Origin of the sequence: Halalkalibacter lacteus (assembly GCF_036663595.1) — a bacterium.
GTDB lineage: Bacteria > Bacillota > Bacilli > Bacillales > Bacillaceae_D > Halalkalibacter > Halalkalibacter lacteus.
On the sequence record NZ_JAWRVL010000011.1, the window covers coordinates 92,291 to 115,441 of the forward strand.

Here is a 23,151-nt window from a genome sequence, read left to right on the forward strand (position 1 = left end):
TGACGTTACGCTAGAAAAAGAGCGTAAGCAACACCGATGACCCCAATTATTGCGAGAGTAAAAACGGGTTTAACAGGCATTTCACCGTCTCGTTCCATCGCTTTACCAAACATATAAAAAACAAGTGGATGCACTAAAAAAGGCATCGAGAAAATAAACGGAATAAGTAATGCTGCTTCTGATCCAAACATCTCTCCTTGTATGGCGGCAAATAAGCCAAAGTGAGAAATAGCCGAAGTTTGTGCCATTGCTGTATATTCAAACGACATCGTACTAACACTTAACAGCGCAAGACCACCGAATACAGCACAGATTTGCCACCCAAACGAAAATTGCATAAGAGCATTAACTTCTTTACGATCATCACCTTTTGCTTTTCGAAGGTTCAAGAGAGCGAATATGGTTAAACCGACTCCAATGGCTACAATGATAGCAGATGGACCAATCCATAATGCTCCGCGTTCAGCACTTATAGCTAAAATAGAAAAAACAAACACATGCCCAAAGAAGGGGATATTAATCATAATAGGAGCGCGTTGTGCAGCGACTTTCCCAAAGTCTCCAGCCGTACAAGCTCCTGTTAAGCCAGAATGTGATAAGGAACCCGCCATTCCTGGGGCTAAATTTCTTGTATTTGCAGTCCTTGCAATTAGCATGACTAAGGCTATTCCACCAAACATCCAAAACAATTGACCAAAAAATCCATAGGCAAGTACAGAATTCATTCCTTGAATGGCAAAGGCATCACCAATCCTTGAACCACCAACCATAAAGTTAGCTGCCAAGACAACTGGAATTCCTGCGAAAAGCAGAGCGCGCATGGTAGGTCCAAACGTCCAATTATGGAAGATGGCACCAAGTGCAGCTGAAATCATCATCGCAAAAAAGATTTGTGGCAAGGCAATGATTGACGTAAATGCTTGCGCTATATAATAAGATAAAAGTAATACCGCAATAATTAAAGCAATTTCTAACAAACCTTTTCGAATATACGTCTGTTTGTTCTTTACTGTTGCTTTATTATCGATGAGTATAACAGCAATGATAAGGCCAATGTAAGCAATTAGTGGGTTGTAACTAGCAAGACCAGTTGCTTCTTGCCCGTGTAAAATCATTCTTGTGAATCCTTCAATACCGAGTAATAAGAAAAACGAACGGACTATGAAGAACAATTGTGTGCGGCTAGTCCCTAAGATTGTTTCTTCATCTGAAGGAACGACAATGTCGTCAACCTCCATTTTTTTGTTTCCGAGAATCTTACGTAATTCCTGTCCACCGACAAAGAAAGAAACCGTTAACGCAATAATGGTCGTACGAGCCATTAAGTCTACAAATGGAAATTCCACTAAACCGGGAGTAGCAATTCCAACCGAAACTAAAAGAAAGCCTAGTAAAAGCCCAAAGATAACAATGATCAGAATAGGAGAAAATCGTGTCCCAGCTACTACTGTTCTTGAGATTAGAACCATAGGAACGAGGAAAAACAGCAAAATCCAAAACTGATTTAATACTTGTAAATGGGTAATTTGATCCATAATTTCCATTAACGTGACCCCTTATTTAATTTTTTGCTTATAAAGCTTACCCTATAACGTTTAAAAGGTAAACATTTGTAAGCCTATTCAGTGATTAATCAGAATAGTAAATTATATTTTTTGAAACGTATATGACTTTCACATCGTCTCATGAAGTAAAAATTGGGGGGACTATGATGAATGTGAAAGTATGGCTTTCAACGTTATTTTTACTAATTCTATTAATGGCTTGTAGCAATCAACAACAAGAATCGGTGCAAACGGATCATGCTGTAGCAGATCAAGACGAGATGGCTAAAACTGAAGAAAGTACTTCTCTAGAAAGTGAAGCTCATGAATCTCGGGTATTTAATACTGAAAGTGTTGACGAAAGAATGGTTATTTATCAAGGATATATAACGATTGAAGTAAAAGATTATATGAAGGCAAGAGATGAGATCCAAGCAAAAGCAAATGAATTAGGTGGTTATATTGTAGAATCACATTACAATGAAGAAGCTGAAGGGCAACTTTTTGGTTCCATCGTCCTTCGCATACCGAAACAGGATTTCCAACCATTTTTTGATCATATAGGTAATAGTGACGTGAAAATTTTGGAGCAGCGGACACACGGGAATGATGTAACAGAAGAATTTGTAGATCTTGAATCAAGGTTAAAGGCTAAACGTGTTGTTGAAGAGCGATTGCTTACGTTTATGGATCATGCTGATAACACTGAAAATCTGTTGAAAATTTCAAATGATTTAGCAATCGTTCAAGAAGAAATTGAGCAGATGACAGGAAGAAAGCAATTCCTTGAAAATCAAGTCGATTTTTCAACCGTTACAATTACGATTCATGAGAATGCGATAACAGCTTCAACGTTACAAGGAAATGAGTTAAATACGTGGGAGCGTTCAAAAAAATTATTTATTGATACGATAAATGTTCTAATAGCAGCTGTTTCCGGTATCGTCGTCTTTCTAGTTGGATTAAGTCCAGTTGTACTGCCAATTGTCATACTTATCGGTCTGGTTGTCTTTATAAAAAGGAAGAACAAAAAGAACAAGGAATAAAGATACGTTCTGTCTTTAATATTTCGCTTATCATAGTGCATACTTCAATCCCTCTCTTCAAACAATAAAAAAGAGGTGAAGACTATGAATCGTCCGATGTTAACGGCTCTAGCAACAATAGGAATTGCACAAACATTAAAAATACCGATAAATAAAGCTCAAACAGGTGAGTGGGATTCAGAGATTTTGCTTGAAACAGGGGGGATGCCTAGTTCTCACTCAGCTGGAGTAACGGCATTAGCGACTTATGTGGCTCTAGAAAAAGGAATTTGCTCAGTTGATTTTGCTTTATCAACTGTGTTTGGGCTAATTGTAATGTATGATGCACAAGGAATCCGTAGACAAACGGGGGAATTAACGATAAAAGTAAATGAAATGGATGAAGAGTTGAAGCTGCTATCTGGTCTACACAAAGAACAGGCTAATCACGTGTCAGATGGTTCAATAAAATTACGAGAGCGCCTAGGGCATATGCCTGAAGAAGTACTTGGAGGAGCGCTCTTAGGACTCTTAACGGGTTCTATTGGCTATGCACTAACAGGGAGCAATAGAAGATTGAAACCTTTCATAAAGATCGGACGTTTCATGTGTAATTGAACATATGGGAGGAACGAAAGATGAAACGATGGATGCTATTAGCATATATTGCTTTCTTATTAGTGGGAGTCGTAGCTTGTGGGATAGAAGCTGATGAAAGCGAAGAAACCGAGCCGGTAAATGGAAATGCAGAAGAAGTCGAGCAAGAAGAAGATCTAGATCCTGCAAACTCTGGGACTATTGATGATGCAGAAATAAAGGAAATTCCGGTAGAAGGAGAAACAGAGATGAGAAAAGCTCAGTTTCACCGAAGTGGTCTCGGTTATTCTATTTATGGTAGCTGATATTGCATCAAAAGATTACTAAAAGGAGGCTGGGAAACCCAGCTTCCTTTTAGCTTCTAATCAGACGAATTCTACTTAATTTCGCCTGATTTATTATTATAATCAACATGAACATCAAAGTCATGCTTATCTTAATTGTCATGTGTATATGTATATCCTCTCTTCGCCGAAGCTAGCTGACCAGCGTATTTTACATGGCATCAGAATCTTGCTTTTATCGTGTGTTGCGTGAGCAAAATCTGCAGCATCATCGTGGACGGAGCAAAAGACCGGAACGAAGAAGCAGAAAGCCATATGGCAAAAGGCCCCAATCAAGTGTGGACGTGGGATATTACTTGGCTAACACCGCACGTTCCTTAGAGAAGGCAAACTATTGGCGTGAAAGGAACTTTCTAGACAGTGGAGTAATCTAAGAGTTGCTATCTAAACTGCAATGAACTACTTTTTAATTACTAAAAATCTTCTAAGACTAGTTATTAAAATCATATATATCGACTAGTCAAACTTAAGGAAGATAGGAGGTAGTTTTGGTGAAGATTGTTATTGGCAGAGTGAACGAAACGTTAAAAGTAATTGCAAAGAGCCACAATATGTCTATTGATCAACTGCTCTCCGTTAATTCACATATCACTTCAGCGAATACAGTTGTTAAGGGGCAAAAAGTAAAAATCCCAAGCCCGCCAAAAAGAGCAATGATAAGAAAACGCAGACAACAAGTTCAGACGCCAATAGGTCAATTTATTGACGCATGTCCGCCTGAGAAACCACCTTTAAAACCATTGGACAATTGGATCCCGTTGACCACTTTAGAAGAGATGAGTCAAAAAATGTATGATGTCATCATAGTTGGAAGTGGAGCAGGGGGCGGAGCGGCACTTTGGCGGTTATGCGAAAAATGGAAGGATAGCGGGAAGAAAGTTGCAATGCTTGAGGCTGGAGACTTATTGTTACAAAGCCATGCTCAAAATTTACCTACTTTTAATTTTGAACGATTACAACGATATTTGTTAAATCCAAACTATAGTCATCCTATTGGATTAGAATGGGATGATTTTTCAGGAGCAACCCAATTTTTTGCACTTGGAGGGAGAACCATACATTGGGGGACTGTTTCACCGAGACTTCAGCCTGAAGACTTTAAAGATTGGCCGATTAACTATCATGATTTATCTCCTTATTACACGATAGCTGAAAAAATTATGAATGTAAATCAGCTATATACTCGTGATTCTGCACTTCAATCGGTTCTATTGGAACGATTGCTACAAGGGGGATTTATTCATGCAGAGAATTACCCAATGGCAGTGGACCTTGACATGACGAAATATGGAAAGGTTCATTCTAATGTTTTCTTTAGTTCGATAAACTTTTTAGCTTATGCGCTAAATAAAACTAGTTTTGATTTAGCTGTGAATGCGAGTGTATACGAAGTATTACAGGAAAATGGAACGGCTTGTGGGGTAAAAGTAGTTTCAAAAAATAATGAGCATTATACAATAAAAGGAAAAACAATCATTCTTGCCGCAAGTACATTTGGAACAACACGTATTTTGTTAAACTCAGCGATTACTAGTCCAGCACTTGGTCATTATCTCGCGAATCATTCATTTGTTTTTGCGAATGTAAATACGGACAGAAGTCAGTTTCCCGAAGAGGTTGGTGTTGCAGGTATTTTAATTCCGAGTTCAATAAACAAGCCATTTCAATTGCAAATACAAGGGACTGATCCGTTTAATTACTTTTGGTACCAGTTTGAAGAACGACCTATAGAGCCTATTCTTAAATTAGCAATAATAGGATTTGGAATTGTGGAATCTCGCTATGAAAATCGACTTTCACTTAATTATTCAAGTGTGGATGAGTATGGTATTCCGAAGTTAAAAGCAACTTTTTCATATAGTGAACGCGATTATCAAGTAATTGAACAAATGACATCGTCATTGACGAGTGCTGCCAAGGAAATGAACGTTACAATGGATACCCAGCCGTGTTTATTTACACCAGGTATGGATCAACATGAATTTGGTACATGTAGGATGGGGAATAACCCTAAAACGTCCGTTACGAATTCAATTGGTCAGGTTCATGGAATCGATAACTTATTTATCTGTGATAATAGTGTATTACCTTCAATCGGAGCGGCCAATCCAACATTAACAACCGTCGCATGTTCAATACGTACGGTAGATTATATAATTAACCGTTATTTAACTTAGTTAGTCTCCAATATTGAAATACAGACCTGAAGATATAGTGGTTGAGTTACTAACTGTTATGGGCTATGGTGATGGAAAAGTTAGTAAGAGGACTAATGATGAAGGGTTAGATGGAGTGATCAAGGAAGATAAATTAGGGTTAGATAAAATATATGTGCAAGCTAAACGTTATGCAGCTAATAATTCAGTTGGTCGTGATGTCGTTCAAAGCTTTTCTGGTGCTTTAGATGGGAAAGGTGCGAGAAAAGGAGTCTTTATTACGACCTCTTACTTTACAGATAACGCAAGAAAATATGCAGAACGATTAGAAGCGAAAAAAATCATACTAATTGATGGTATGGAATTATCAAAGTTAATGATCGATCATAATGTGGGTGTTGATATAGTCATACATATTTAGTGAAGGCAATTGACTATGATTATTTTAAAGATGAATAATTAAATAATTAGTGTAGGAAACGTTGCGCAACATTTAGTACGTTTGAATAATTTCATGTACCATAATACGAAAAATAAGATGTAAAGAGGTCAGGGAGTAGTTTGCCCTTGGATTGCATTATCGTTTGTAATATGGACTGTTAGGCTGATCTAGAAGAAAAAGTACAAAGGAGAATTGAAATTATATCGATCTATTTACAAAGTGAATTCCCTTTGGTTTTTCTGTAGTAAGACCTCTTGCATCTAATTCTTCTTTTAAAATGGAGATAAAACCTATTTCTAAATTCAACCTTATAGCTTCGTAATAAGCTTCTAAGAGGGCTTGATTGTCTAAGCTTTTAAACATTTTTTATAACCTCTTTCTAACGTACATAAGAACTTTTTTTCGTTTTCAGACAAGAAATTAATTGTAACTTAGTTTTCAGGTTAAATAAAGTGAAATTGTATTACAAATTGGTTACAGAGGTTGAAAGGTTTTTTATTATAAACACAGATCATTTTAAACAACAAAAAGCCCTCATTACCATCATGTGAGGGCTTCCTTACATGGTTAGACATAATCTATTCGCGAGATGTTTGTTTACTGTATAGAAACCATGTATTTTAATATTATCCAGTAAATGTAATTAATATTCATGTGAGATTATCCTCTAATTATATTGAATTTTACCTAATTATGGGTAATATAGGTAAAAGGAAAAGGAGGTGTGTCTATGTTTGAGCAAATTATAACTGAATTAGAATCTCGCTTGAAGCGCAAGTTAACAAGCAAAGAATACATTATTATGCATACAAATTTTATTGAATCCTCTAAGGAGCGCAAGTCGATTAAACCTTCTGAACATTTTTTAAACAATCAAAATCTACATACTCAATATCATCATTAATTCTAAGTTTAATTCGCTTTGTTTGCATATCAGTTAGTAACGTTATGTTTCGTGATTTTGCTAACTCTTGGGTAGAAAGAAAGTATCCATAGAGTATTCCACTATTTCAAAGAGAAGATATGTCATATTCAACAAACAGTAGTGTTAACTAAGGATGGGTATGACGTTGCCTCAAAAGGTAAAACACAATCTTCGTTAGGTAAAGTATTCCTACCTGATAAAGCTATAGAAATTTTAAAGTTGCAAAGGGAAATTATTGAACGCGAAAAAACGTTGGCTGGAAGTGAGTACATTGATCATGATTTAAGCTTTTGCAGGAAGAATGGGGGAGTTATTAAACCTACTCTAATCAACAGTGGTTTCGATAATATAATTAAAGCATTAGATTTACCCAATATTCGCTATCATGATTTGAGGCATTCGCATGCAACGTATCTTTTGAGTAAGGGGATAAATCCTAAAGTTGTTTTAAGAACGACTAAGGCATAAGGATATCAAAACAACTTTAGGCATTTATTGTCATGTGACAATAACAAGCAACAAGAAGCTGCAAGACTTTTAGATAACAATTTTTAGATGTATAGATTATGACCAGCGAAAAACAGCGAAAAACAGCAAAAAACCCCATTTTACCAATGGGGCTGACATACGATTGATCCACTTTGATTCTCATGGTCAACCTCAACATCAAAATTATGCTTATTATAAAAATGGATGAGTCTGTCAAGATGGTCCCAATCACGTTTGGCTAAGTCGCCTTTGATGTATTGGATGTTTTGATCTTTGGCATGTTCTTTTAAATAATCCATGCAAATCGAGCCGTAGCCTTTGTTTTCTTCGCCTTTTATGTCGCCGATATGAATTGTTGATTGATCTTCATATTTGGCTTGAATCGAGAAGTCCCAAACGCCTCGATAGGCTGACTCACAGTCATTTAGCATAATTTTACAAACCTGCCCATCATCTACAATAGACACAATCACCCATTTTTCCTTTTTCGTTTGTTCAATCCCGATAATTTGCCATTTCTTCGCTATTTCTTTTACATTTGCTTGCATGCGGAACACTTGAAATTCAAGTTCTTCTAGGTCTTGTTCAAGGACTTCCGGATCTTTTTTTTCCTCCTCCACCCGAAGCTTTGTTAAAAGCATCGAATCACTCCTTCTAATCTATATCGCTATGTCTTTCACACAAGTTATATATTATAACGGGACATCTGAAAACGTGCAAGTCCTATTACTAGCTTTAAAGAGGAGTTTACTAGCGGGAATGAATGGTTTTCTCTCTGCATCGATACATTTACTCGCCATATACAATTTCTATATAAAAAAGCTGCTCCAACGCGTGAGGCAGCTTTACTAGTTTGTTAAAATTTATACGTCCAGAAGTGTTCGGTATGCAACCATTCAAGAGCTACTTGATCACCGCTCGCCCATTTTGGTTCCATGTCTTTAAGCATCCATGCTGCTTGTGAAAGGTGAGCTCGTATGGCATTTTTCTTTTGCTCTGCAAATGCAGAAACATTCATAATTACATCTGCAGGACCAATTTCATCTTCGTGATTATTGGAAAATGCGACACAGTGCAGGGTGGGGCGATATTGTTCATCAATGCGTTCAACCGCGCGTACGACTACCCGTCCTGTTGCATCATGATCTGGGTGAACGGAATGACCGGGATAGAAGGAAATGATTAAAGAAGGATTCAGTTCTTTAATAAAGTTGGCTATTAATAAAGTGAGTTTTTCATCATCTTCAAACTCAATCGTTTTATCTCGAAATCCAAGCATACGTAAATCTTCAATGCCCATGGCTTGCGCTGCAAGTAGTAACTCTTTTTTCCTAATTTGCGGTAGTGATTCTCGTGTAGCAAATGGAGGGTTTCCTAGGTTGCGTCCCATTTCTCCAAGTGTTAAACAAGCATATGTTACAGGAGTCCCATTTGCTACGTGCATCGCAATTGTCCCTGAGACGCCAAATGCTTCATCATCAGGGTGAGGAAATACTACAAGGATATGGCGTTCTTTGTTCATAGAGATTTCTCCTTCCTAGTCAAAAGGTGTATGACTAATTTGAAGGGCAACTCCAAGTTTCCCATCATATCCATGCCCTCCAAGTAGTAATCTATTGGCCTCATCTAATTCAAAATGTGTTAACCCTTCAGCGTAGACCCAGCCAATTTCAAGTTTTAGTCCAACGCGATATGGTCCTTCTCCCATGATTTTTCCATGCTCATAAGTGATTTTTGCATTTCGAATATAGGCACTTGCAGAATAAAAAGCTGTATCATTATGAGACGCATAAGCTCCATTGGTCGTTTCTAAATGCAAATATACTTCTTGATTAGCGAAAGAATTAATTACATTTTGTACATCATTTACGTTAATAACTTCCATACGATCCTCCAATTCTTCAGCCTTTATGTATTAGTATAAAGCAATTTTCTCAGAACAACCAACAATTGTGAATAGGGTTATAACTTGGTCTAAGATAAACAAAATAATAGTGGGACAATAACCAAAGTGCACAACGATTAAATGTCATATTAACTTCTTTTTTGATAAGATAGAAATTGAGAGTTTGTAAGGTGTTTTGGTGATTCATCAGTATGCCGTTAACGAAAAAGAATTAGATGATATTGACTCCTTTTAGGCTCAAGGTGATTAGATTTAATTTATTGAAAATGAGTCCTAAATAAGTAGGTGAGATTTTGTGAAAGATGATTATAGACCTGAAGAAGATGAGGAGTATGTACCGATTCCTGAGGATTTTCTTTTTGATGAAGAGGATACGGAAGAAGAGATTAAAAAGAAACATTCAAAGAAAATAATGATTCGCTTCATAGGAATTGGAGTAGCTTGTCTTCTTCTTTTACAAGTCGCAAATATTTGGTTTAACCTTTTTTCTTTGGATTCGCGTGAATTAGCTCGGACTTCTGATGAATTAAGTCAAGAAGAGCATATCGTTGAATTTAAAGAATCTGTTGTTACGATACAAGGAAATGGCGGGAGAGGAACTGGATTTAACGTTCATCCTGACGGGTATATTTTAACGAATCATCATGTGATCCATAACCGTCAGCCGCTAGGGGTCGTATTTCCTAATGGAGAGATTTTTCATGCAGAAACTTTGGAATCAAATGAAGATTTAGATGTTGCATTACTAAAGATAGAAGGTGCTGACCTACCATTTTTACCTATACGAGTAAATGATGCCAAAGAACAGGAGAAAATCTACGTCATTGGGAACCCACTTTCTCAAACGCAAATTGTCAATGAAGGAGAGATTCTTAATGACGAAACTCCTTATCAAGTTTTGAAAATCTCGAACGATATTTTCCCAGGACATAGTGGAAGTCCTGTTTTATCTGAAAAAGGGGAAGTTGTGGGTGTCGTGTATGCGAGGTCCATTCCACCGATTCGAAGTCAAGAAGAGGGGCACGGTCTTGCAATTCCCATTGAACGAATCGTAACAGAAATTCCACATTTAAAAGAACTGATTGATGATCAATAAGAAAGAAGTAAGTCAACGCCTACTTTAGGTGTGAGGCTTGCTTTTTTGTATTTAAAAAATAGCGGAAACATACATGGAAACTTCAGAACGTACACAGAGCTAGTTAGCACTTGTACTATTACAACACTTACTGAAATATAGATAATAAAAAGAGGTTTATTGGAGGGGTAATTATGTCAACAGGACTGCTTCTTTTTTTCGTATCATCTACGTTGTTATTTATTTGTTATTATGTAGTAATTGTTCAAAATCGCGAAGAGTCACAAATGAGTGTAATGATGACTGCGATGGCTGGCGGGATGACAGCCGGTCTTTTATTTGGAACGATCATGGGTCTATTGCTCCGAGGAGACTTTGTACAATCTACGATAATCGCAATTGTTATTGGCATGACAATTGGAGCTTTTCTCGGCCTTCCAGCTCAACTTATTACAACATTAGAAGGGATGTTAGCTGGTCTGATGGGGGGGATGATGGGAGCCATGATTGGCGAGATGTCTCCAGTTGGGCAGGAAGATTCACTGTTGAAATTTTTATTTATGATTAGCTTAATCATTCTCTTATTCACGATTCGTTTATTCCATGCCCCATCAAAGTCTCTTTTCATTACGTTTCTTAGACATCCTCTAATTGCGTTGCTAATTGTCTTATTTGTATTTATGGCTTTTGAACAAGTAACTACATTTTTCCCGGAAGAAAAAGGTGATCCAATCGAACATCACTCCGTTCTAGGTTGAGGTGATTGACAAGCATGAAAAATTATATAATAGTTAACTATATACTAAGAAAATGTTAAGGTGAAGGAGAGTTGCCGATGTCAGAGGAAATCGAACATAAAGTTGTTAGTCATCGACATTCTCGTGAAAAAGAACAGTTGATTAATCGACTAAAACGAATAGAAGGACAAGTAAGAGGAATACAAAATATGGTCGAAAATGATCGTTATTGTGTGGATATTATCACGCAAATTTCTGCAATTAATGCGGCAATGAAAAAAGTCAGCTTGCAACTAATGGAGAATCATACGAAACATTGTGTAACGGATGCAATTAAAAGTGGAAACGGGGAAGAATCAATAGCTGAATTGATGGATGTCTTTGAACGACTGACCAAAACGTAAGTATAAAACACTTTCTTGATTACCCTAGGGGTGTATGGTAATATAAAAGCTATACTATTAAATAAAGGTGTTGAACAACATGGAAAAAACAACGCTTCAAGTTACAGGCATGTCTTGCAATCATTGTGTAGCAGCAGTTGAAGGTAGTGTCGGAAAACTTAATGGAGTGCACTCTGTTGAAGTGATTTTAAATAATGGTACAGTTTTAGTTGATTATGATCCGAGCAGCGTATCTATTAATACGATTAAAGAAGAAATTGAAGATCAGGGATATGACGTTGTTTCGTCTAACTCCTGAGAAACGTGCCCAAAAGGCACGTTTTCTTGAATTCAATTAATACTATACCGGGGTATAGATATAAACATAGTGTAGTGTTTGGTTTAGTGGGGAGGGAAGATTTATGTCAAAAGTAATGGATATCACCTTTCAGGTAAGCGGAATGACGTGTGCCGCATGCTCTACAAGGATTGAAAAAGGAATTTCACGAATGGCCGGAGTAGAGGAAGCGAATGTGAATTTAGCGATGGAACGGGCTACTGTCCGTTTTCATCCAGGTGAGATAAGTGTTTTCCAATTAATAGAAAAGGTTGAAGCACTTGGTTATCAAGTGAGAATTGTAAAAGCTGAATTTTCTGTGTCAGGAATGACATGTGCAGCCTGTGCAAATCGCATTGAGAAAAAACTAAGTCGATTAACAGGAGTTCAGCTGGCAACGGTCAACTTAGCTCTTGAAACTGCCACAGTTGAGTATGTAGAAGGAGCGACTTCTTCTTCTCATATGAAGGAGGCTGTGGATAAACTTGGTTTTACACTAAAAGAGAAAACGAATCCAACAGACCTAGCAAATACTAAAGAGCAAGAGATGGAAACACAACTCGGGAAATTTTTGTTTGCAGCTATTTTAACGATTCCATTATTTTGGTCGATGGTGACTCATTTTGAGTTTACTTCATTCATTTGGATTCCAGAGATGTTTATGAATTCATGGGTACAATTAGCACTAGCAACGCCTGTGCAATTCATCGTGGGTGCTCAATTTTATGTAGGAGCGTATAAAGCATTACGAAACAAAAGTGCAAATATGGATGTTCTTGTTGCTCTTGGAACATCAGCAGCCTTTTTTTATAGTATTTTTTTAGGTATTGAAGCGATGAATCAAGGAATTGCTATGCCTGATTTATATTTTGAAACATCTGCTGTCATTATTACGTTAATTGTATTAGGTAAGTTATTTGAAGCCCGTGCTAAAGGGAAGACTAGTCAAGCGATTCAGAAGTTACTAGGACTTCAGGTGAAATCAGCGACCGTACTTCGCGATGGTGAAACGGTTACGATTCCACTTGAGAATGTTCAAGTAGGAGATCATGTAATCGTGAAACCTGGTGAGAAAATACCTGTAGATGGAACGATAATCGAGGGGCATTCAGCTATTGATGAGTCAATGCTAACGGGTGAGAGTATTCCTATAGATAAAGGTACTGGAGACGCTGTGATCGGATCAACGATGAATAAAAATGGCTCATTAACCATGAGGGCAACAAAGGTTGGGAAAGATACCGCTCTATCACAAATTATCAAAATCGTTGAAAATGCCCAAGGGTCAAAAGCGAACATTCAACGAATGACCGATAAAGTATCGGGGATTTTTGTCCCTGTTGTCATCATAATTGCGATTGTTTCCTTTTTCATTTGGTATGTATTTGTAACACCAGGAGACTTAGGTGCCGCACTTATCCCTACGATTTCAATTTTAGTAATCGCATGTCCATGTGCTTTAGGTCTTGCTACACCAACTTCGATCATGGCAGGATCAGGTAGAGCTGCAGAATTAGGGTTGTTATTTAAAGGTGGGGAGCATCTTGAGAATACGCAGTCCATTGAGACGGTAGTTCTAGATAAGACAGGAACAGTAACAAAAGGTGAACCAACGCTTACAAACTTAGTTCCTGAAGGCGGGCTTAAAAAAGAGGCTCTGCTTCAATTAATTGCCTCGGCTGAAAACAAATCAGAACATCCGCTTGCACAAGCGATTGTTCAGCATGCAATCGAAAAAGGACTCATTCTTTCTAATACAGAACAATTCGAAGCGATTCCGGGACATGGCATCCGTGCCGCTATTGATGGAAACAACCTTCTTATTGGTACGAGAAAGTTATTAGAAGAAGAGGGAATTGTTTATGAAAATGCTATTGAGACAATGATTGGTCTTGAAAGTGAAGGAAAAACGACTATGTTAATTGCTGTTAACGGTCATTATGAAGGAATTGTCGCTGTTGCGGATACAGTAAAAGAAACATCCAAGCAGGCCATTTCTAGAATGCGGAAATTGGGACTCGAAGTGATTATGTTGACTGGAGATAACAAACGCACTGCTGAGGCGATTGGCAGACAAGTGGGAATTGAACATGTTGTTGCTGAAGTCTTGCCTGAAGAAAAAAGTGCAGTTATTGAAAAGTTGCAGCGAGAGGGAAAGAAAGTTGCAATGGTTGGGGATGGACTAAACGATGCCCCAGCCCTTGCAGTTGCCGATATCGGAATGGCGATTGGAACGGGAACGGACGTAGCAATTGAAGCGGCGGATATTACGCTAATGCGTGGCGATTTAAATAGCGTTGCCGATGCAATAATCATGAGTCGAAAAACAATGGTTAATATTAAACAAAACTTGTTTTTTGCCTTTATTTTCAATTCACTTGGAATTCCAATTGCAGCGACAGGCTTATTGGCGCCGTGGGTGGCTGGTGCTGCTATGGCCTTTAGTTCTGTATCAGTCGTCTTAAATGCGCTGCGTTTACAAAAAACAAAGCTAGTTCAGAAAGAAATGGAGCGATCAAGATGACGAAGACAGTCCGGATATGGGTATTCTCCGCCGTAGCGATATTTCTTGCGGTTATTGGCAGCTATATGACTTTAGCGGGAACAAGCAATGAGGTTGTTCATGATCACAACTCGAATCAAATACACGGTGAGAAAGAGGAACATGCTCATCATTCTGATGAAGTTGATTCAACCATCGATGCGGCTATCGAGTATCGTGATGAGGAACTAACGATTTCGTTAGTTAATGAAGAAGGGGACGCACCCGAACTGACGATTACACATGAGAAACTCATGCATTTGATTTTAATTAGCAACGATCTAGAAACGTTTCTCCATCTTCATCCAGAACAAATAGATGAAGGAACGTTTGTTGTGAATCAAACACTTGATCACCTTGCTTATCAAGCATTTGTTGATATAAAACCGGAGAATGACGTATATTTGACAGAGCCAATCCCTTTAGGTGAGGAAGCCCACCATCATTCTAATCTTCAAGCTGATGAGGCAACGGTGAAAGTTGTAAATGGTGTTGAAGTCGAACTGTTACATGAGCCTCTTCTAGCAGGAGAACATGTGAGATTCCAATTTGAATTAACCAATGTGACACCAGAGCCGTATTTAGGAGCATTGGGTCATGTTGTCATTGTTGATGACCATCTTTCTACATTTATTCATGTTCATCCAGAGTCAACCGAAGAAACTGTTTTTGAGGCTTACTTTAAGGAAGCCGGAATGTATAAACTTTGGGCAGAATTCAAAATAGATGGCGAAGTATATGCATTTCCATATATGATAGAAGTGAAATAACTATTAGATGAGGTGAGGATAGGGAAATGACAAAATCAGGGCAAGAACGAAAAAATATACAACCTGGTATAGAAGTTGACATTGTTTTGAAACAAGATCAGCGGACTGGGAAAACAACTAGAGGAATTGTCAAAGATCTTTTAACGAAATCCCCAAACCATCCGCACGGGATTAAAGTTCGGTTGCAAGATGGTCAAGTAGGTAGAGTAAAAGCAATTATTGAAAACAGTTGAGAGATTTTCTCAACTGTTTTCTTTTTTATCAGAGAGTTAGCAAAACGTCCATGTCTTTATCAGACACTGTGGGGATGAAACAATCGCTTCAACTGGAGAGAGAGAGGAATACCCTTTTCGTGGCTAGGATTCCGCGGTCGATTATTAACCGGTTTAGAATACTGCATGTTGGAGACTAGGCATGGGTGTAGATGATGTAACAGTTAAATAGGTATATATGTAAATCAGAATAACAAGCGAATAGCGCCAAAATGACGCTCTTACTAAAGGAGGAAATAGGTATTGAACTGCGGATTGTACATTTTTATTGATTAGCAACAAAAAGAAGCACCGACAATGATTAATAAAATGAACAACACAACGATTAAAGCGAAGCAATTGTTACTGCTGTATCCCATTTGTATTCACCACCTTTCACAGGAGGATAGTACAAGGTATGCATATAGCAATAAAACGTCCTAAGCAATCTGCTGATATTACAAAAAAAGGGCTATTTTGTAAGAAGGCGTTCATTTTTTCAAGTGTTTCCTTCGAAGGAGAGGCATATTCCCACTTCTCAACGTGTTTTTAAAATAAACAATTAAGGAGTGGGCGTATATTAGGTGATTGTCACTCATTAAGAGTGTGTGATCTCTAGTAGATTAGTTAGGAGCTAGGATGTTCAGTTAAGACATTGATTTTTTTGGAAGATTACCTGACTAAAGAATGGACTCATAATGAGTTTGAAAGTAGAGTAATATATAACGTATAACCTCAATAATATGGGTTGAGGGTCTCTACTTTGGAACCGTAAATTCCTAGCTACGAAAAATATGCAGCATAGCGTATTTTACGTGGCTTTTTTTGTGTTGCGTAAGAAATCGATGAGGTGAGTGAAATGAGCAAGATTTTACTAAAAAATGCTGAAATCGTTACAATGAATTCACAAGAAGAGATTATGAAAGGAGATATTCTCATTGAGAATGATCGAATCGAAGCAATTGGGGTTGATTTAAATCCTCCTGACGTCGATAAAGTAATTGATGCTAGAGGAAAAACAGTCATACCTGGGTTCGTGCAAACCCATATTCATTTATGCCAAACCGTATTCAGAGGAAGAGCAGATGACTTAGAATTATTAGATTGGTTGAAAAAAAGAATTTGGCCACTTGAGGCAGCTCATGATGAGGAATCTCTCTATTATTCGGCATTATTAGGTATCGGTGAATTGATTCAAAGTGGAACAACATCGATCGTTGATATGGAAACGGTCCATCATACTGATTATGCCTTTCAAGCCATTGCATCAAGTGGGATTCGTGCGTTATCAGGTAAAGTAATGATGGATAAAGGAGAGGAAGTTCCTAAAGCATTACAAGAAAATACAAAACAGTCGATTCAAGAAAGCGTTGATTTACTTGAAAAATGGCATAATTATGATAATGGGAGAATTAAATATGCATTTTCACCTCGGTTTGTTGTTTCGTGTACAGAGCCGTTATTAAAAGAAGTGGCGTCATTGTCGAGAGATTTTGGTGTGAACGTCCATACACATGCATCTGAGAATCGTGGAGAAATTGCCATTGTTGAAGAAGAGACAGGGATGAGGAATATAGAGTATTTAGAACATTTAGGGTTAGCTAATGATCGTTTGATCCTAGCTCACTGTGTTTGGTTAAATGATAGCGAGAAACAGATTATTAGAAATAAAGGGATACATGTCAGTCACTGTCCTGGTTCCAATTTGAAACTTGCTTCTGGTATTGCAGAGATTCCTAGTTTACTTGCAGAGAATATTTCAGTAAGTCTTGGTGCAGATGGAGCTCCGTGTAATAATAATCTTGATATGTTTAATGAAATGCGTTTGGCAGCTCTTATTCAAAAACCGATACATGGTCCGACAGCCATGGATGCTCGAACGATTTTTAGAATGGCAACGATCGGAGGAGCAAAAGCAATTGGGCTTGCTCATGAGATTGGCAGTATCGAGGTAGGCAAAAAAGCAGACCTTGTTATCCTTGATTTGAATCACTTTCACACGTTTCCATCTTATGATGTCGATCCAATTTCAAGAATTGTCTATTCAGCTACGAGAGGAGACGTTGAAACGTCGATTATCAATGGAAACATCGTTATGGAAAATAGAATCATGAAAACAGTCGATAAAGAAACGGTCTTACAAGAGGCCAATGTATCAATAAAAAGAATGACAAAGAGAATGGCCTCTATTGTATAAAAGGTAGGTGAAAACACTATGAACAGAAAACTGTTGTTTGTTTATGGTACTTTGAGGAAGGAGGGTTCAAACCATCACTTTATAAAAACTGCAAAGTTGATTGAGAATTATTGCTATGTTTTTGGAGAATTACACGATACCGGTTTCGGTTATCCTGTCTTAAAAGAAGGTTCTGAAAAAACGAAAGTAATAGGTGAATTGTACGAAGTAACGAAAACAGAGTTACAACAGGTCGACGATCTAGAAGAATATTCACCTCATAATCAATCAAATGAGTATATTCGTATGACCGGTCAAGCGTTTACAGAGAATGAGTGTTATGAAGCTTATTTTTATGTTGTAGGAGATCAGTTAGAGCATTGTCACAACCTGATTAAAGAGGGCGATTGGATATCTTACTGTAAAAGAAAAACTTAAAATAGAACAATAAACGGCTAGCAAATTTTTTTGCTAGCCGTTTGTTGAAATATAGTTTAACTATTAACTGTTTAAGGTATAAACTAATTGAGTGAGGTGAAAAGGGTGGATGAAAAACTTTTAGATTCTTTCATCAAGCAATATGAAGATACATATCTTTTTGCAACGAAAAGAATTGAGCATATGATTTCAGAAGAACTTAGTCCGATGACGATTGAACAGTTTGGGATTTTACGACAGTTAGCCCTACATGGTCCTAGTCGTCCCAATGAACTGGCTAAAGCAACAGGAGTTCATAAAAGTTCAATCACTCATAAATCAGATCGATTGATTGCAAAAGGCTATATTACTAGAAGTTCAGATCCAGGTGACAGGCGCTATGTTTATCTGTCTCTTACAGCAGAAGGAGAGATTGTTTACCAACAATCTGAAAGTGCGATGAGAATATTTATAAAATCTGTTTTAGAAATACTAGAACCACGTGAGATTAAGGTACTCGTTAACGTTCAACAAAAAATAAATCATCATATTCAGAATTTGAAAGTTGAGGGTTGCTAACTTGAAAAGGTTCCAACGGCAATGATTTTGGCAATAAAATAATTGCTACAGTTATCTCGTCTGTAGCGCGGAAGGGAACTAAACAAAATTTGTAGATACATCAGGAACAGGTAAACCACTTGAGTGGCTAGCCTGTTCTTTGTTAACAGAATTTATAAAAGTTGAATGTTGATTCAAGCAGTTTGAAGGTTTGTTCGAAGAAGGGTAATGGCTCCACTGATTGCTTCAAAAGAATGCTGAGCTGTCTTGCTTATACATAAACCGATCATTTATGAAATGGTACATATTTCAACAAATGTAGGGAACGTTTTACTTATGGGTAGATTGTAAAGGAGGTTTGATTAATGAGTCGGACAAAAAAGGGATTTAATTTTAAAAAGTTCTTTGATCCCCAACCTCACGATGAGAACAAAGCAAATCCGGACATTAACGAACCGATTACAAGAAAAGCAATTGCGAAAAGTTTAGCGGATATCGATGATCTCGTCATGAAAGATATAAAAATTGGTGAACATCAAGTAACGATTATTTATTTACATACAATTGTCAAAAAGACTCTCATTGATGAAATGGTTTATAATCCGTTAAATAAGTCAAAGTCTGTTAAACCAGAGGATGTTTTTAAAAACTTTGAAGTTGTAGATCGTGATCAACTCCCTAAATTAATTCATGACATCTGCAGTGGGTATACTGTTATTTTATTTGAGCAGACGGTTATTAAGATAAATACGTATAGTGCGCCCGATCGTGCGATTACCTCTCCAGAAAATGAAACAACGGTAATGGGACCACAAGACGGTTTTGTTGAGAATGTCGAAACAAATCTTTCTCTAATCAAAAAGAGAATACGATCCCCACAGTTAAAATCGAAATCAATTTTGCTCGGAACCGAAACCAAAAATAATGTAGTTGTTTTATATATGGACAATATCGCTAATGAGGAAAATGTGAAACGAGTTCTAACCCGTTTGGAAAATGTTGAGTTTCATGGATTTTTAGGAATGGCAGTATTAAAGCAAATGTTGGAGGATAAACCATTTTCTCCGTTTCCACAGTTTGGTATAACGGTAAGAAGTGACAATACAGTGGATGCATTACTAAATGGAAAGATCATTGTTATGATGAATGGAAGCCCTGAAGCAGCCATATTGCCAGCATCATTTTTGGAAATGTTTCTGTCGCCAGAAGACTATTACAATCGTTGGACAACAGCAACGTTGCTTAGAATGTTACGGTTGGCAGGTTTTTTTATTTCTATTTTGCTAACGTCAACCTATGTGGCTGTATTAACATTTCATCCAGAGATGTTACCGCCTCAATTATTACGACTTTTAGCTGAATCAAGAGCAAAAGTACCGTTTCCTCCTATTATGGAGGCACTGATCATTGAGCTCGTTATTGAGGTACTTAGAGAGGCGGGGGCACGAATGCCGTCTAAAATCGGTCAAACAATTGGTATTGTCGGAGGGATTGTTATCGGAACGGCAGCCGTTGAAGCTGGACTTGCAAGTAACATTCTTATTGTTTTAGTAGCTGTTACGGCGCTATTGTCGTTTATTCCTCCTAGTTATTTAATGAGTAATGCGATTCGTTTTATCAGATATTTTTATATTTTAGCAGCCGGTATACTCGGGATCTACGGGCAGATGATCGTATTTGCTTGGATGTTTAATCATTTATCCAATATGACATCACTTGGGACCCCATATTTAACCCCTATTATTCCGAGAAAGTGGACAGATCTACTAAATAGCGTCATTCGTACTCCTACTAAATTTATGGTTCAAAGAGCTGGTATTTCAAGAGCGAAAAAAGATCTCATTCGACCATTAGATGAGGAGTAATGCGTTTATGGATAAGGGCAATTTCAAAAAACTAAATGGGTACCATATTGTATTTCTAACGCAAAGTACGATGCTTGGAATTGGTTTGTTTTCGTTACCAAATGATATTAGCAATGTTGGATACAATCAATGGCTCATTCCAATTGTTCTAGGCATTGTAGCAAATCTTTCCCTTTTACCGATCATTTCTCTTTGTAAGAAATTTCCTAGTGAAAACTTGTTTAAAATAAATGAAAAAATTCTTGGGAAAATGATTGGGAAAGTAGCTAATGTTTTCTTGTTTTTATACGGAATCATATCTGCAACTTCAGTTAGTCAAAGTTATATTAGACTTGTGCAAACGGTAGTGTTACCAGATTATACGATAACAGCTACATCCATTAGTTTCTTTTTTGTATTGACTTGTATTGTTCATGGTGGCATTAAATCACTTGCTCGCTTTTGTATGTTTGCAATCTTTATTACTAGCTGGCTGATCATTTATTTACATTGGGCTTTTCAAGCCGGGAACTGGCTGCATCTTATACCAACGTTTGAGGTTAGTGGACAACAGTGGTTTGATGCTTTGTTGAATGGATCTGTAGCGATGTTTGGTTATGGACTCCTTTTGTTTTACTACCCGTACATTATCAACCAAAAAAAGGCATTTCTGTATACGTCTATTGGAATATGGACGGCAGTTTTCTTTTATGTTCTCGTCTCAATTGCCAGTGTTGTTTACTTTTCACCATGGCAGTTAGATAATTTATTGTATCCAGTTTTAAATTTGTTTCAAGCCGTGCAACTTACTTTTGTAGAACGAATCGAAACCTTAGGGATAGCCTTATGGATTTTTCTTATTCTTTCTACGTCATCTGTCTATTTGTGGGTCGCAAAAAAAGGAGTAGATGCCCTACTTTCTAAACATAAAAATCGTACATGGCATCTATATTTCGTTTCTTTTCTTTCCTGGTTTCTCTTTGCAGGGCCGATTCCATTTCGTGTTCAAGTCGTTTTGTTTGATGAGTGGAGAAGCTTTTACGGTTACGGATTAGTATTGTTTCCAATCTTTCTTCTTATTGTACTTAAGATAAGAGGAAAAAAGAAAAACGAGAAGGAGGCATTCACTTCATGAAATTGACCTGCATCGCATGTTGCTTCCTCCTACTTTTTACAAGTAGTGGTTGTGCGAATCCGAATCTTGAAAAACCTGTTATTGAAGATTTAGGGATGATAGGGATTATGGGCTTTGACTATGTCGATGAAGAGAATGTCAAAATATCGGTCTCCTTACCACAACCGTCCCGAGATGCAGAAGAGCAAGTACAACAGTTTTCAACGGTCGTTAAAATGCCACATCAAGCAATTATGGATGTGTCTACTTTAACTGAAAAGACATTAACTCCTGCCCAACTACGAGTAGTATTATTTAGTGAAGAATATGCAAGAACAGAAGGGTTATGGAAAATACTTGAAAATTTATATCGTGACCCTCATGTGGGCACAAATATTTATGTAGCGGTGGTAAAAGGAACGGTTGAAGATATTATGAAAGGTGAATACAAAGATAAACCAGAAATTAATAATTATTTAATTGAATTGTTAACACCAAGAACGATAACGGCTTTTAGTCCATTTACGACCATTCATGATTTTATTTATCGAAATACAGATGAGGTTTCTGATCCTTCTACTCCCTATATTGAACGAATCGAAGAGAACTCACTCAAAATTACGAAAGTTGCTTTATTTAAAAATGATAAAATGGTCGACACGATTGAGCCAGAGGAAGCAAAACTGATTGAAGCAATGAAAAAACAAAAGAAACTACCTGATTTTTCAATCATGCTTCCAGCACCTGAAGAGTCCAAGCATGATGAAGAAATGCTGATTTTGAGATTTGTTAACACAAGATTTCATGCCAAGGTCAATGGAGATTTAGAAAAACCTAAGTTGTTTATCTATGTATACGTTCGCGGCAGTATTGTCGACTATGAGGGTGAGACAGATTTAGCAAATCGAGAAAATCGAATGAATATAGAAGAAAAGTTAGAAAAACAATTAGAAGATAAAGTAATTATGACAGTGAGGAAATTCCAGGAATTAGGGATTGATCCAGTAGGATTTGGAGATTATTTTCGGATTAAAAATGCACGCGAATGGTCAAAGGAAAAATGGATGGAAGCATTTCAACGTGCAGACATAACAACACATGTCGAAACAAGAATTATTTCAACAGGTATGATTAGGTAAACCAGCGCATCACCTTTTGAACAAATACGTATAGGTTGTGAATATTTATGACAGGATGGTAATAACAAAATCTCTGAGGAGGGAAAATGGTTACTCTCATATATATTCTCGTCATTACAGGTCTTATTTTGTTAATATCCATTTTGGATTCATTGGTTTACAAGATTCCATTTGTTCAAAGTTTTTTAATGATTTATTCATTTGAAGTAGGAACAAGAAAAACAATCGTTCTCGTTACAAGCTTTTTAGGATTCCTCTCAAGTTTGTTTATAGATTATCACTTACACAAACAAAAAAAGAAGCAGCAAGCTTCAAAATAAATGAGGACTAAATTATGAACGTAAATAGGAAAGAGCAAATTTCACTTTGGCAGTTTTTTT

Annotated in this window: 27 protein-coding genes and 1 riboswitch; of the genes, 21 read left to right on the forward strand and 6 right to left on the reverse strand. The window is 37.2% G+C overall.

Features of this window, described 5'->3' with window-relative positions:
- Positions 1 to 5: 5 nt before the first annotated feature.
- A complete protein-coding gene (locus tag SAZ04_RS10215) occupies positions 6 to 1,544 on the reverse strand; it encodes a hypothetical protein (protein ID WP_332694705.1) in 1,539 nt (512 codons plus the stop codon).
- Positions 1,545 to 1,708: 164 nt separating this feature from the next.
- On the opposite strand from SAZ04_RS10215, the gene SAZ04_RS10220 reads away from it, so the two are divergent.
- The 5 genes from SAZ04_RS10220 (at position 1,709) to SAZ04_RS10245 (ending at position 6,087) form a co-directional block, all read left to right on the forward strand.
- Entirely contained in the window at positions 1,709 to 2,590 is an 882-nt protein-coding gene (locus SAZ04_RS10220; protein WP_332694707.1) for a DUF4349 domain-containing protein, read from the forward strand.
- Positions 2,591 to 2,674: 84 nt separating this feature from the next.
- Entirely contained in the window at positions 2,675 to 3,187 is a 513-nt protein-coding gene (locus SAZ04_RS10225) for a divergent PAP2 family protein (RefSeq protein ID WP_332694709.1), read from the forward strand.
- A gap of 20 nt (positions 3,188 to 3,207) precedes the next feature.
- Positions 3,208 to 3,471: a hypothetical protein gene (locus SAZ04_RS10230; protein WP_332694711.1), complete on the forward strand. Its 264-nt coding sequence runs from the start codon at positions 3,208 to 3,210 to the stop codon at positions 3,469 to 3,471.
- 530 nt (positions 3,472 to 4,001) lie between these two features.
- Positions 4,002 to 5,687, forward strand: coding sequence for a GMC oxidoreductase (locus SAZ04_RS10240; protein ID WP_332694713.1), 1,686 nt, complete (start codon positions 4,002 to 4,004; stop codon positions 5,685 to 5,687).
- Positions 5,688 to 5,724: 37 nt separating this feature from the next.
- Complete coding sequence (locus SAZ04_RS10245) at positions 5,725 to 6,087, forward strand: restriction endonuclease (RefSeq protein WP_332694716.1); 363 nt, start codon at positions 5,725 to 5,727, stop codon at positions 6,085 to 6,087.
- 219 nt (positions 6,088 to 6,306) lie between these two features.
- Here the strand turns inward: SAZ04_RS10245 and sda are convergent, their stop codons facing one another.
- Positions 6,307 to 6,471, reverse strand: coding sequence for a sporulation histidine kinase inhibitor Sda (gene sda, locus SAZ04_RS10250; RefSeq protein WP_332694718.1), 165 nt, complete (start codon positions 6,469 to 6,471; stop codon positions 6,307 to 6,309).
- Between the two features lie 367 nt (positions 6,472 to 6,838).
- On the opposite strand from sda, the gene SAZ04_RS10255 reads away from it, so the two are divergent.
- Entirely contained in the window at positions 6,839 to 7,012 is a 174-nt protein-coding gene (locus SAZ04_RS10255; RefSeq protein ID WP_332694720.1) for a hypothetical protein, read from the forward strand.
- 141 nt (positions 7,013 to 7,153) lie between these two features.
- On the forward strand, positions 7,154 to 7,501 hold the full coding sequence (locus tag SAZ04_RS10260) for a tyrosine-type recombinase/integrase (RefSeq protein WP_332694722.1): 348 nt from the start codon (positions 7,154 to 7,156) through the stop codon (positions 7,499 to 7,501).
- Positions 7,502 to 7,641: 140 nt separating this feature from the next.
- Here SAZ04_RS10260 and SAZ04_RS10265 read toward each other — a convergent pair whose 3' ends face one another.
- From SAZ04_RS10265 to SAZ04_RS10275, 3 genes are all read right to left on the reverse strand, one after another.
- Entirely contained in the window at positions 7,642 to 8,163 is a 522-nt protein-coding gene (locus SAZ04_RS10265) for a GNAT family protein (RefSeq protein ID WP_332694724.1), read from the reverse strand.
- Between the two features lie 215 nt (positions 8,164 to 8,378).
- A complete protein-coding gene (gene bshB2, locus SAZ04_RS10270; RefSeq protein WP_332694726.1) occupies positions 8,379 to 9,044 on the reverse strand; it encodes a bacillithiol biosynthesis deacetylase BshB2 in 666 nt (221 codons plus the stop codon).
- 15 nt (positions 9,045 to 9,059) lie between these two features.
- Positions 9,060 to 9,407, reverse strand: coding sequence for a YojF family protein (locus SAZ04_RS10275; RefSeq protein WP_332694728.1), 348 nt, complete (start codon positions 9,405 to 9,407; stop codon positions 9,060 to 9,062).
- Between the two features lie 316 nt (positions 9,408 to 9,723).
- On the opposite strand from SAZ04_RS10275, the gene SAZ04_RS10280 reads away from it, so the two are divergent.
- The 7 genes from SAZ04_RS10280 (at position 9,724) to SAZ04_RS10310 (ending at position 15,505) form a co-directional block, all read left to right on the forward strand.
- Positions 9,724 to 10,524: a S1C family serine protease gene (locus SAZ04_RS10280; RefSeq protein WP_332694730.1), complete on the forward strand. Its 801-nt coding sequence runs from the start codon at positions 9,724 to 9,726 to the stop codon at positions 10,522 to 10,524.
- A 173-nt stretch (positions 10,525 to 10,697) separates the two neighbouring features.
- Positions 10,698 to 11,261, forward strand: a complete 564-nt coding sequence (locus tag SAZ04_RS10285; RefSeq protein ID WP_332694732.1) for a hypothetical protein — start codon at positions 10,698 to 10,700, stop codon at positions 11,259 to 11,261.
- Positions 11,262 to 11,338: 77 nt separating this feature from the next.
- On the forward strand, positions 11,339 to 11,644 hold the full coding sequence (locus tag SAZ04_RS10290) for a metal-sensing transcriptional repressor (protein ID WP_332694734.1): 306 nt from the start codon (positions 11,339 to 11,341) through the stop codon (positions 11,642 to 11,644).
- 79 nt (positions 11,645 to 11,723) lie between these two features.
- Entirely contained in the window at positions 11,724 to 11,942 is a 219-nt protein-coding gene (copZ, locus tag SAZ04_RS10295; protein ID WP_332694736.1) for a copper chaperone CopZ, read from the forward strand.
- A 103-nt stretch (positions 11,943 to 12,045) separates the two neighbouring features.
- Positions 12,046 to 14,484: a heavy metal translocating P-type ATPase gene (locus tag SAZ04_RS10300; protein WP_332694738.1), complete on the forward strand. Its 2,439-nt coding sequence runs from the start codon at positions 12,046 to 12,048 to the stop codon at positions 14,482 to 14,484.
- On the forward strand, positions 14,481 to 15,272 hold the full coding sequence (locus SAZ04_RS10305) for a DUF8832 domain-containing protein (protein ID WP_332694740.1): 792 nt from the start codon (positions 14,481 to 14,483) through the stop codon (positions 15,270 to 15,272). Before SAZ04_RS10300 ends, SAZ04_RS10305 begins: the two co-directional genes overlap by 4 nt.
- A gap of 26 nt (positions 15,273 to 15,298) precedes the next feature.
- Positions 15,299 to 15,505 carry a YwbE family protein gene (locus SAZ04_RS10310; RefSeq protein ID WP_332694742.1) on the forward strand — a complete coding sequence of 69 codons (207 nt, stop codon included), beginning with the start codon at positions 15,299 to 15,301 and terminating at the stop codon, positions 15,503 to 15,505.
- Positions 15,506 to 15,816: 311 nt separating this feature from the next.
- On the opposite strand, the gene SAZ04_RS23270 is transcribed toward SAZ04_RS10310, so the two are convergent.
- The gene (locus SAZ04_RS23270) at positions 15,817 to 15,903 is read right to left on the reverse strand and encodes a YjcZ family sporulation protein (RefSeq protein WP_348533364.1); all 87 of its coding nucleotides are present in this window, start codon (positions 15,901 to 15,903) and stop codon (positions 15,817 to 15,819) included.
- 325 nt (positions 15,904 to 16,228) lie between these two features.
- Positions 16,229 to 16,329, forward strand: a riboswitch (purine riboswitch).
- A 53-nt stretch (positions 16,330 to 16,382) separates the two neighbouring features.
- Here SAZ04_RS23270 and SAZ04_RS10315 point away from each other — a divergent pair.
- From SAZ04_RS10315 to SAZ04_RS10345, 7 genes are all read left to right on the forward strand, one after another.
- Positions 16,383 to 17,720 (forward strand): 5'-deoxyadenosine deaminase, encoded by a 1,338-nt coding sequence (locus SAZ04_RS10315; protein ID WP_332694744.1) that lies wholly within the window; start codon positions 16,383 to 16,385, stop codon positions 17,718 to 17,720.
- 18 nt (positions 17,721 to 17,738) lie between these two features.
- Positions 17,739 to 18,137: a gamma-glutamylcyclotransferase family protein gene (locus tag SAZ04_RS10320; RefSeq protein WP_332694746.1), complete on the forward strand. Its 399-nt coding sequence runs from the start codon at positions 17,739 to 17,741 to the stop codon at positions 18,135 to 18,137.
- Positions 18,138 to 18,242: 105 nt separating this feature from the next.
- On the forward strand, positions 18,243 to 18,695 hold the full coding sequence (locus SAZ04_RS10325; RefSeq protein WP_332694748.1) for a MarR family winged helix-turn-helix transcriptional regulator: 453 nt from the start codon (positions 18,243 to 18,245) through the stop codon (positions 18,693 to 18,695).
- A gap of 344 nt (positions 18,696 to 19,039) precedes the next feature.
- The gene (locus SAZ04_RS10330) at positions 19,040 to 20,539 is read left to right on the forward strand and encodes a spore germination protein (RefSeq protein WP_332694750.1); all 1,500 of its coding nucleotides are present in this window, start codon (positions 19,040 to 19,042) and stop codon (positions 20,537 to 20,539) included.
- A gap of 7 nt (positions 20,540 to 20,546) precedes the next feature.
- The gene (locus tag SAZ04_RS10335; RefSeq protein WP_332694752.1) at positions 20,547 to 21,653 is read left to right on the forward strand and encodes a GerAB/ArcD/ProY family transporter; all 1,107 of its coding nucleotides are present in this window, start codon (positions 20,547 to 20,549) and stop codon (positions 21,651 to 21,653) included.
- Positions 21,650 to 22,771, forward strand: coding sequence for a Ger(x)C family spore germination protein (locus SAZ04_RS10340; protein WP_332694754.1), 1,122 nt, complete (start codon positions 21,650 to 21,652; stop codon positions 22,769 to 22,771). The genes SAZ04_RS10335 and SAZ04_RS10340 overlap by 4 nt, the downstream gene beginning before the upstream one ends.
- Positions 22,772 to 22,857: 86 nt before the next feature.
- Complete coding sequence (locus SAZ04_RS10345; protein WP_332694756.1) at positions 22,858 to 23,091, forward strand: hypothetical protein; 234 nt, start codon at positions 22,858 to 22,860, stop codon at positions 23,089 to 23,091.
- Positions 23,092 to 23,151 lie beyond the last annotated feature (60 nt).

What these genes read in the sequence shown, in the direction of transcription:
- SAZ04_RS10345 (WP_332694756.1), top strand. Translation starts at nt 22,858, where the DNA reads ATGGTTACTCTCATATATATTCTCGTCATTACAGGTCTTATTTTGTTA.
- copZ (WP_332694736.1), top strand. Translation starts at nt 11,724, where the DNA reads ATGGAAAAAACAACGCTTCAAGTTACAGGCATGTCTTGCAATCATTGT.
- SAZ04_RS10320 (WP_332694746.1), top strand. Translation starts at nt 17,739, where the DNA reads ATGAACAGAAAACTGTTGTTTGTTTATGGTACTTTGAGGAAGGAGGGT.
- SAZ04_RS10340 (WP_332694754.1), top strand. Translation starts at nt 21,650, where the DNA reads ATGAAATTGACCTGCATCGCATGTTGCTTCCTCCTACTTTTTACAAGT.
- SAZ04_RS10225 (WP_332694709.1), top strand. Translation starts at nt 2,675, where the DNA reads ATGAATCGTCCGATGTTAACGGCTCTAGCAACAATAGGAATTGCACAA.
- sda (WP_332694718.1), bottom strand. Translation starts at nt 6,471, where the DNA reads ATGTTTAAAAGCTTAGACAATCAAGCCCTCTTAGAAGCTTATTACGAA.
- SAZ04_RS10285 (WP_332694732.1), top strand. Translation starts at nt 10,698, where the DNA reads ATGTCAACAGGACTGCTTCTTTTTTTCGTATCATCTACGTTGTTATTT.
- SAZ04_RS10300 (WP_332694738.1), top strand. Translation starts at nt 12,046, where the DNA reads ATGTCAAAAGTAATGGATATCACCTTTCAGGTAAGCGGAATGACGTGT.
- SAZ04_RS10335 (WP_332694752.1), top strand. Translation starts at nt 20,547, where the DNA reads ATGGATAAGGGCAATTTCAAAAAACTAAATGGGTACCATATTGTATTT.
- SAZ04_RS10215 (WP_332694705.1), bottom strand. Translation starts at nt 1,544, where the DNA reads ATGGAAATTATGGATCAAATTACCCATTTACAAGTATTAAATCAGTTT.
- SAZ04_RS10275 (WP_332694728.1), bottom strand. Translation starts at nt 9,407, where the DNA reads ATGGAAGTTATTAACGTAAATGATGTACAAAATGTAATTAATTCTTTC.
- SAZ04_RS10315 (WP_332694744.1), top strand. Translation starts at nt 16,383, where the DNA reads ATGAGCAAGATTTTACTAAAAAATGCTGAAATCGTTACAATGAATTCA.
- bshB2 (WP_332694726.1), bottom strand. Translation starts at nt 9,044, where the DNA reads ATGAACAAAGAACGCCATATCCTTGTAGTATTTCCTCACCCTGATGAT.
- SAZ04_RS10305 (WP_332694740.1), top strand. Translation starts at nt 14,481, where the DNA reads ATGACGAAGACAGTCCGGATATGGGTATTCTCCGCCGTAGCGATATTT.
- SAZ04_RS10310 (WP_332694742.1), top strand. Translation starts at nt 15,299, where the DNA reads ATGACAAAATCAGGGCAAGAACGAAAAAATATACAACCTGGTATAGAA.
- SAZ04_RS23270 (WP_348533364.1), bottom strand. Translation starts at nt 15,903, where the DNA reads ATGGGATACAGCAGTAACAATTGCTTCGCTTTAATCGTTGTGTTGTTC.
- SAZ04_RS10230 (WP_332694711.1), top strand. Translation starts at nt 3,208, where the DNA reads ATGAAACGATGGATGCTATTAGCATATATTGCTTTCTTATTAGTGGGA.
- SAZ04_RS10330 (WP_332694750.1), top strand. Translation starts at nt 19,040, where the DNA reads ATGAGTCGGACAAAAAAGGGATTTAATTTTAAAAAGTTCTTTGATCCC.
- SAZ04_RS10220 (WP_332694707.1), top strand. Translation starts at nt 1,709, where the DNA reads ATGATGAATGTGAAAGTATGGCTTTCAACGTTATTTTTACTAATTCTA.
- SAZ04_RS10265 (WP_332694724.1), bottom strand. Translation starts at nt 8,163, where the DNA reads ATGCTTTTAACAAAGCTTCGGGTGGAGGAGGAAAAAAAAGATCCGGAA.
- SAZ04_RS10255 (WP_332694720.1), top strand. Translation starts at nt 6,839, where the DNA reads ATGTTTGAGCAAATTATAACTGAATTAGAATCTCGCTTGAAGCGCAAG.
- SAZ04_RS10290 (WP_332694734.1), top strand. Translation starts at nt 11,339, where the DNA reads ATGTCAGAGGAAATCGAACATAAAGTTGTTAGTCATCGACATTCTCGT.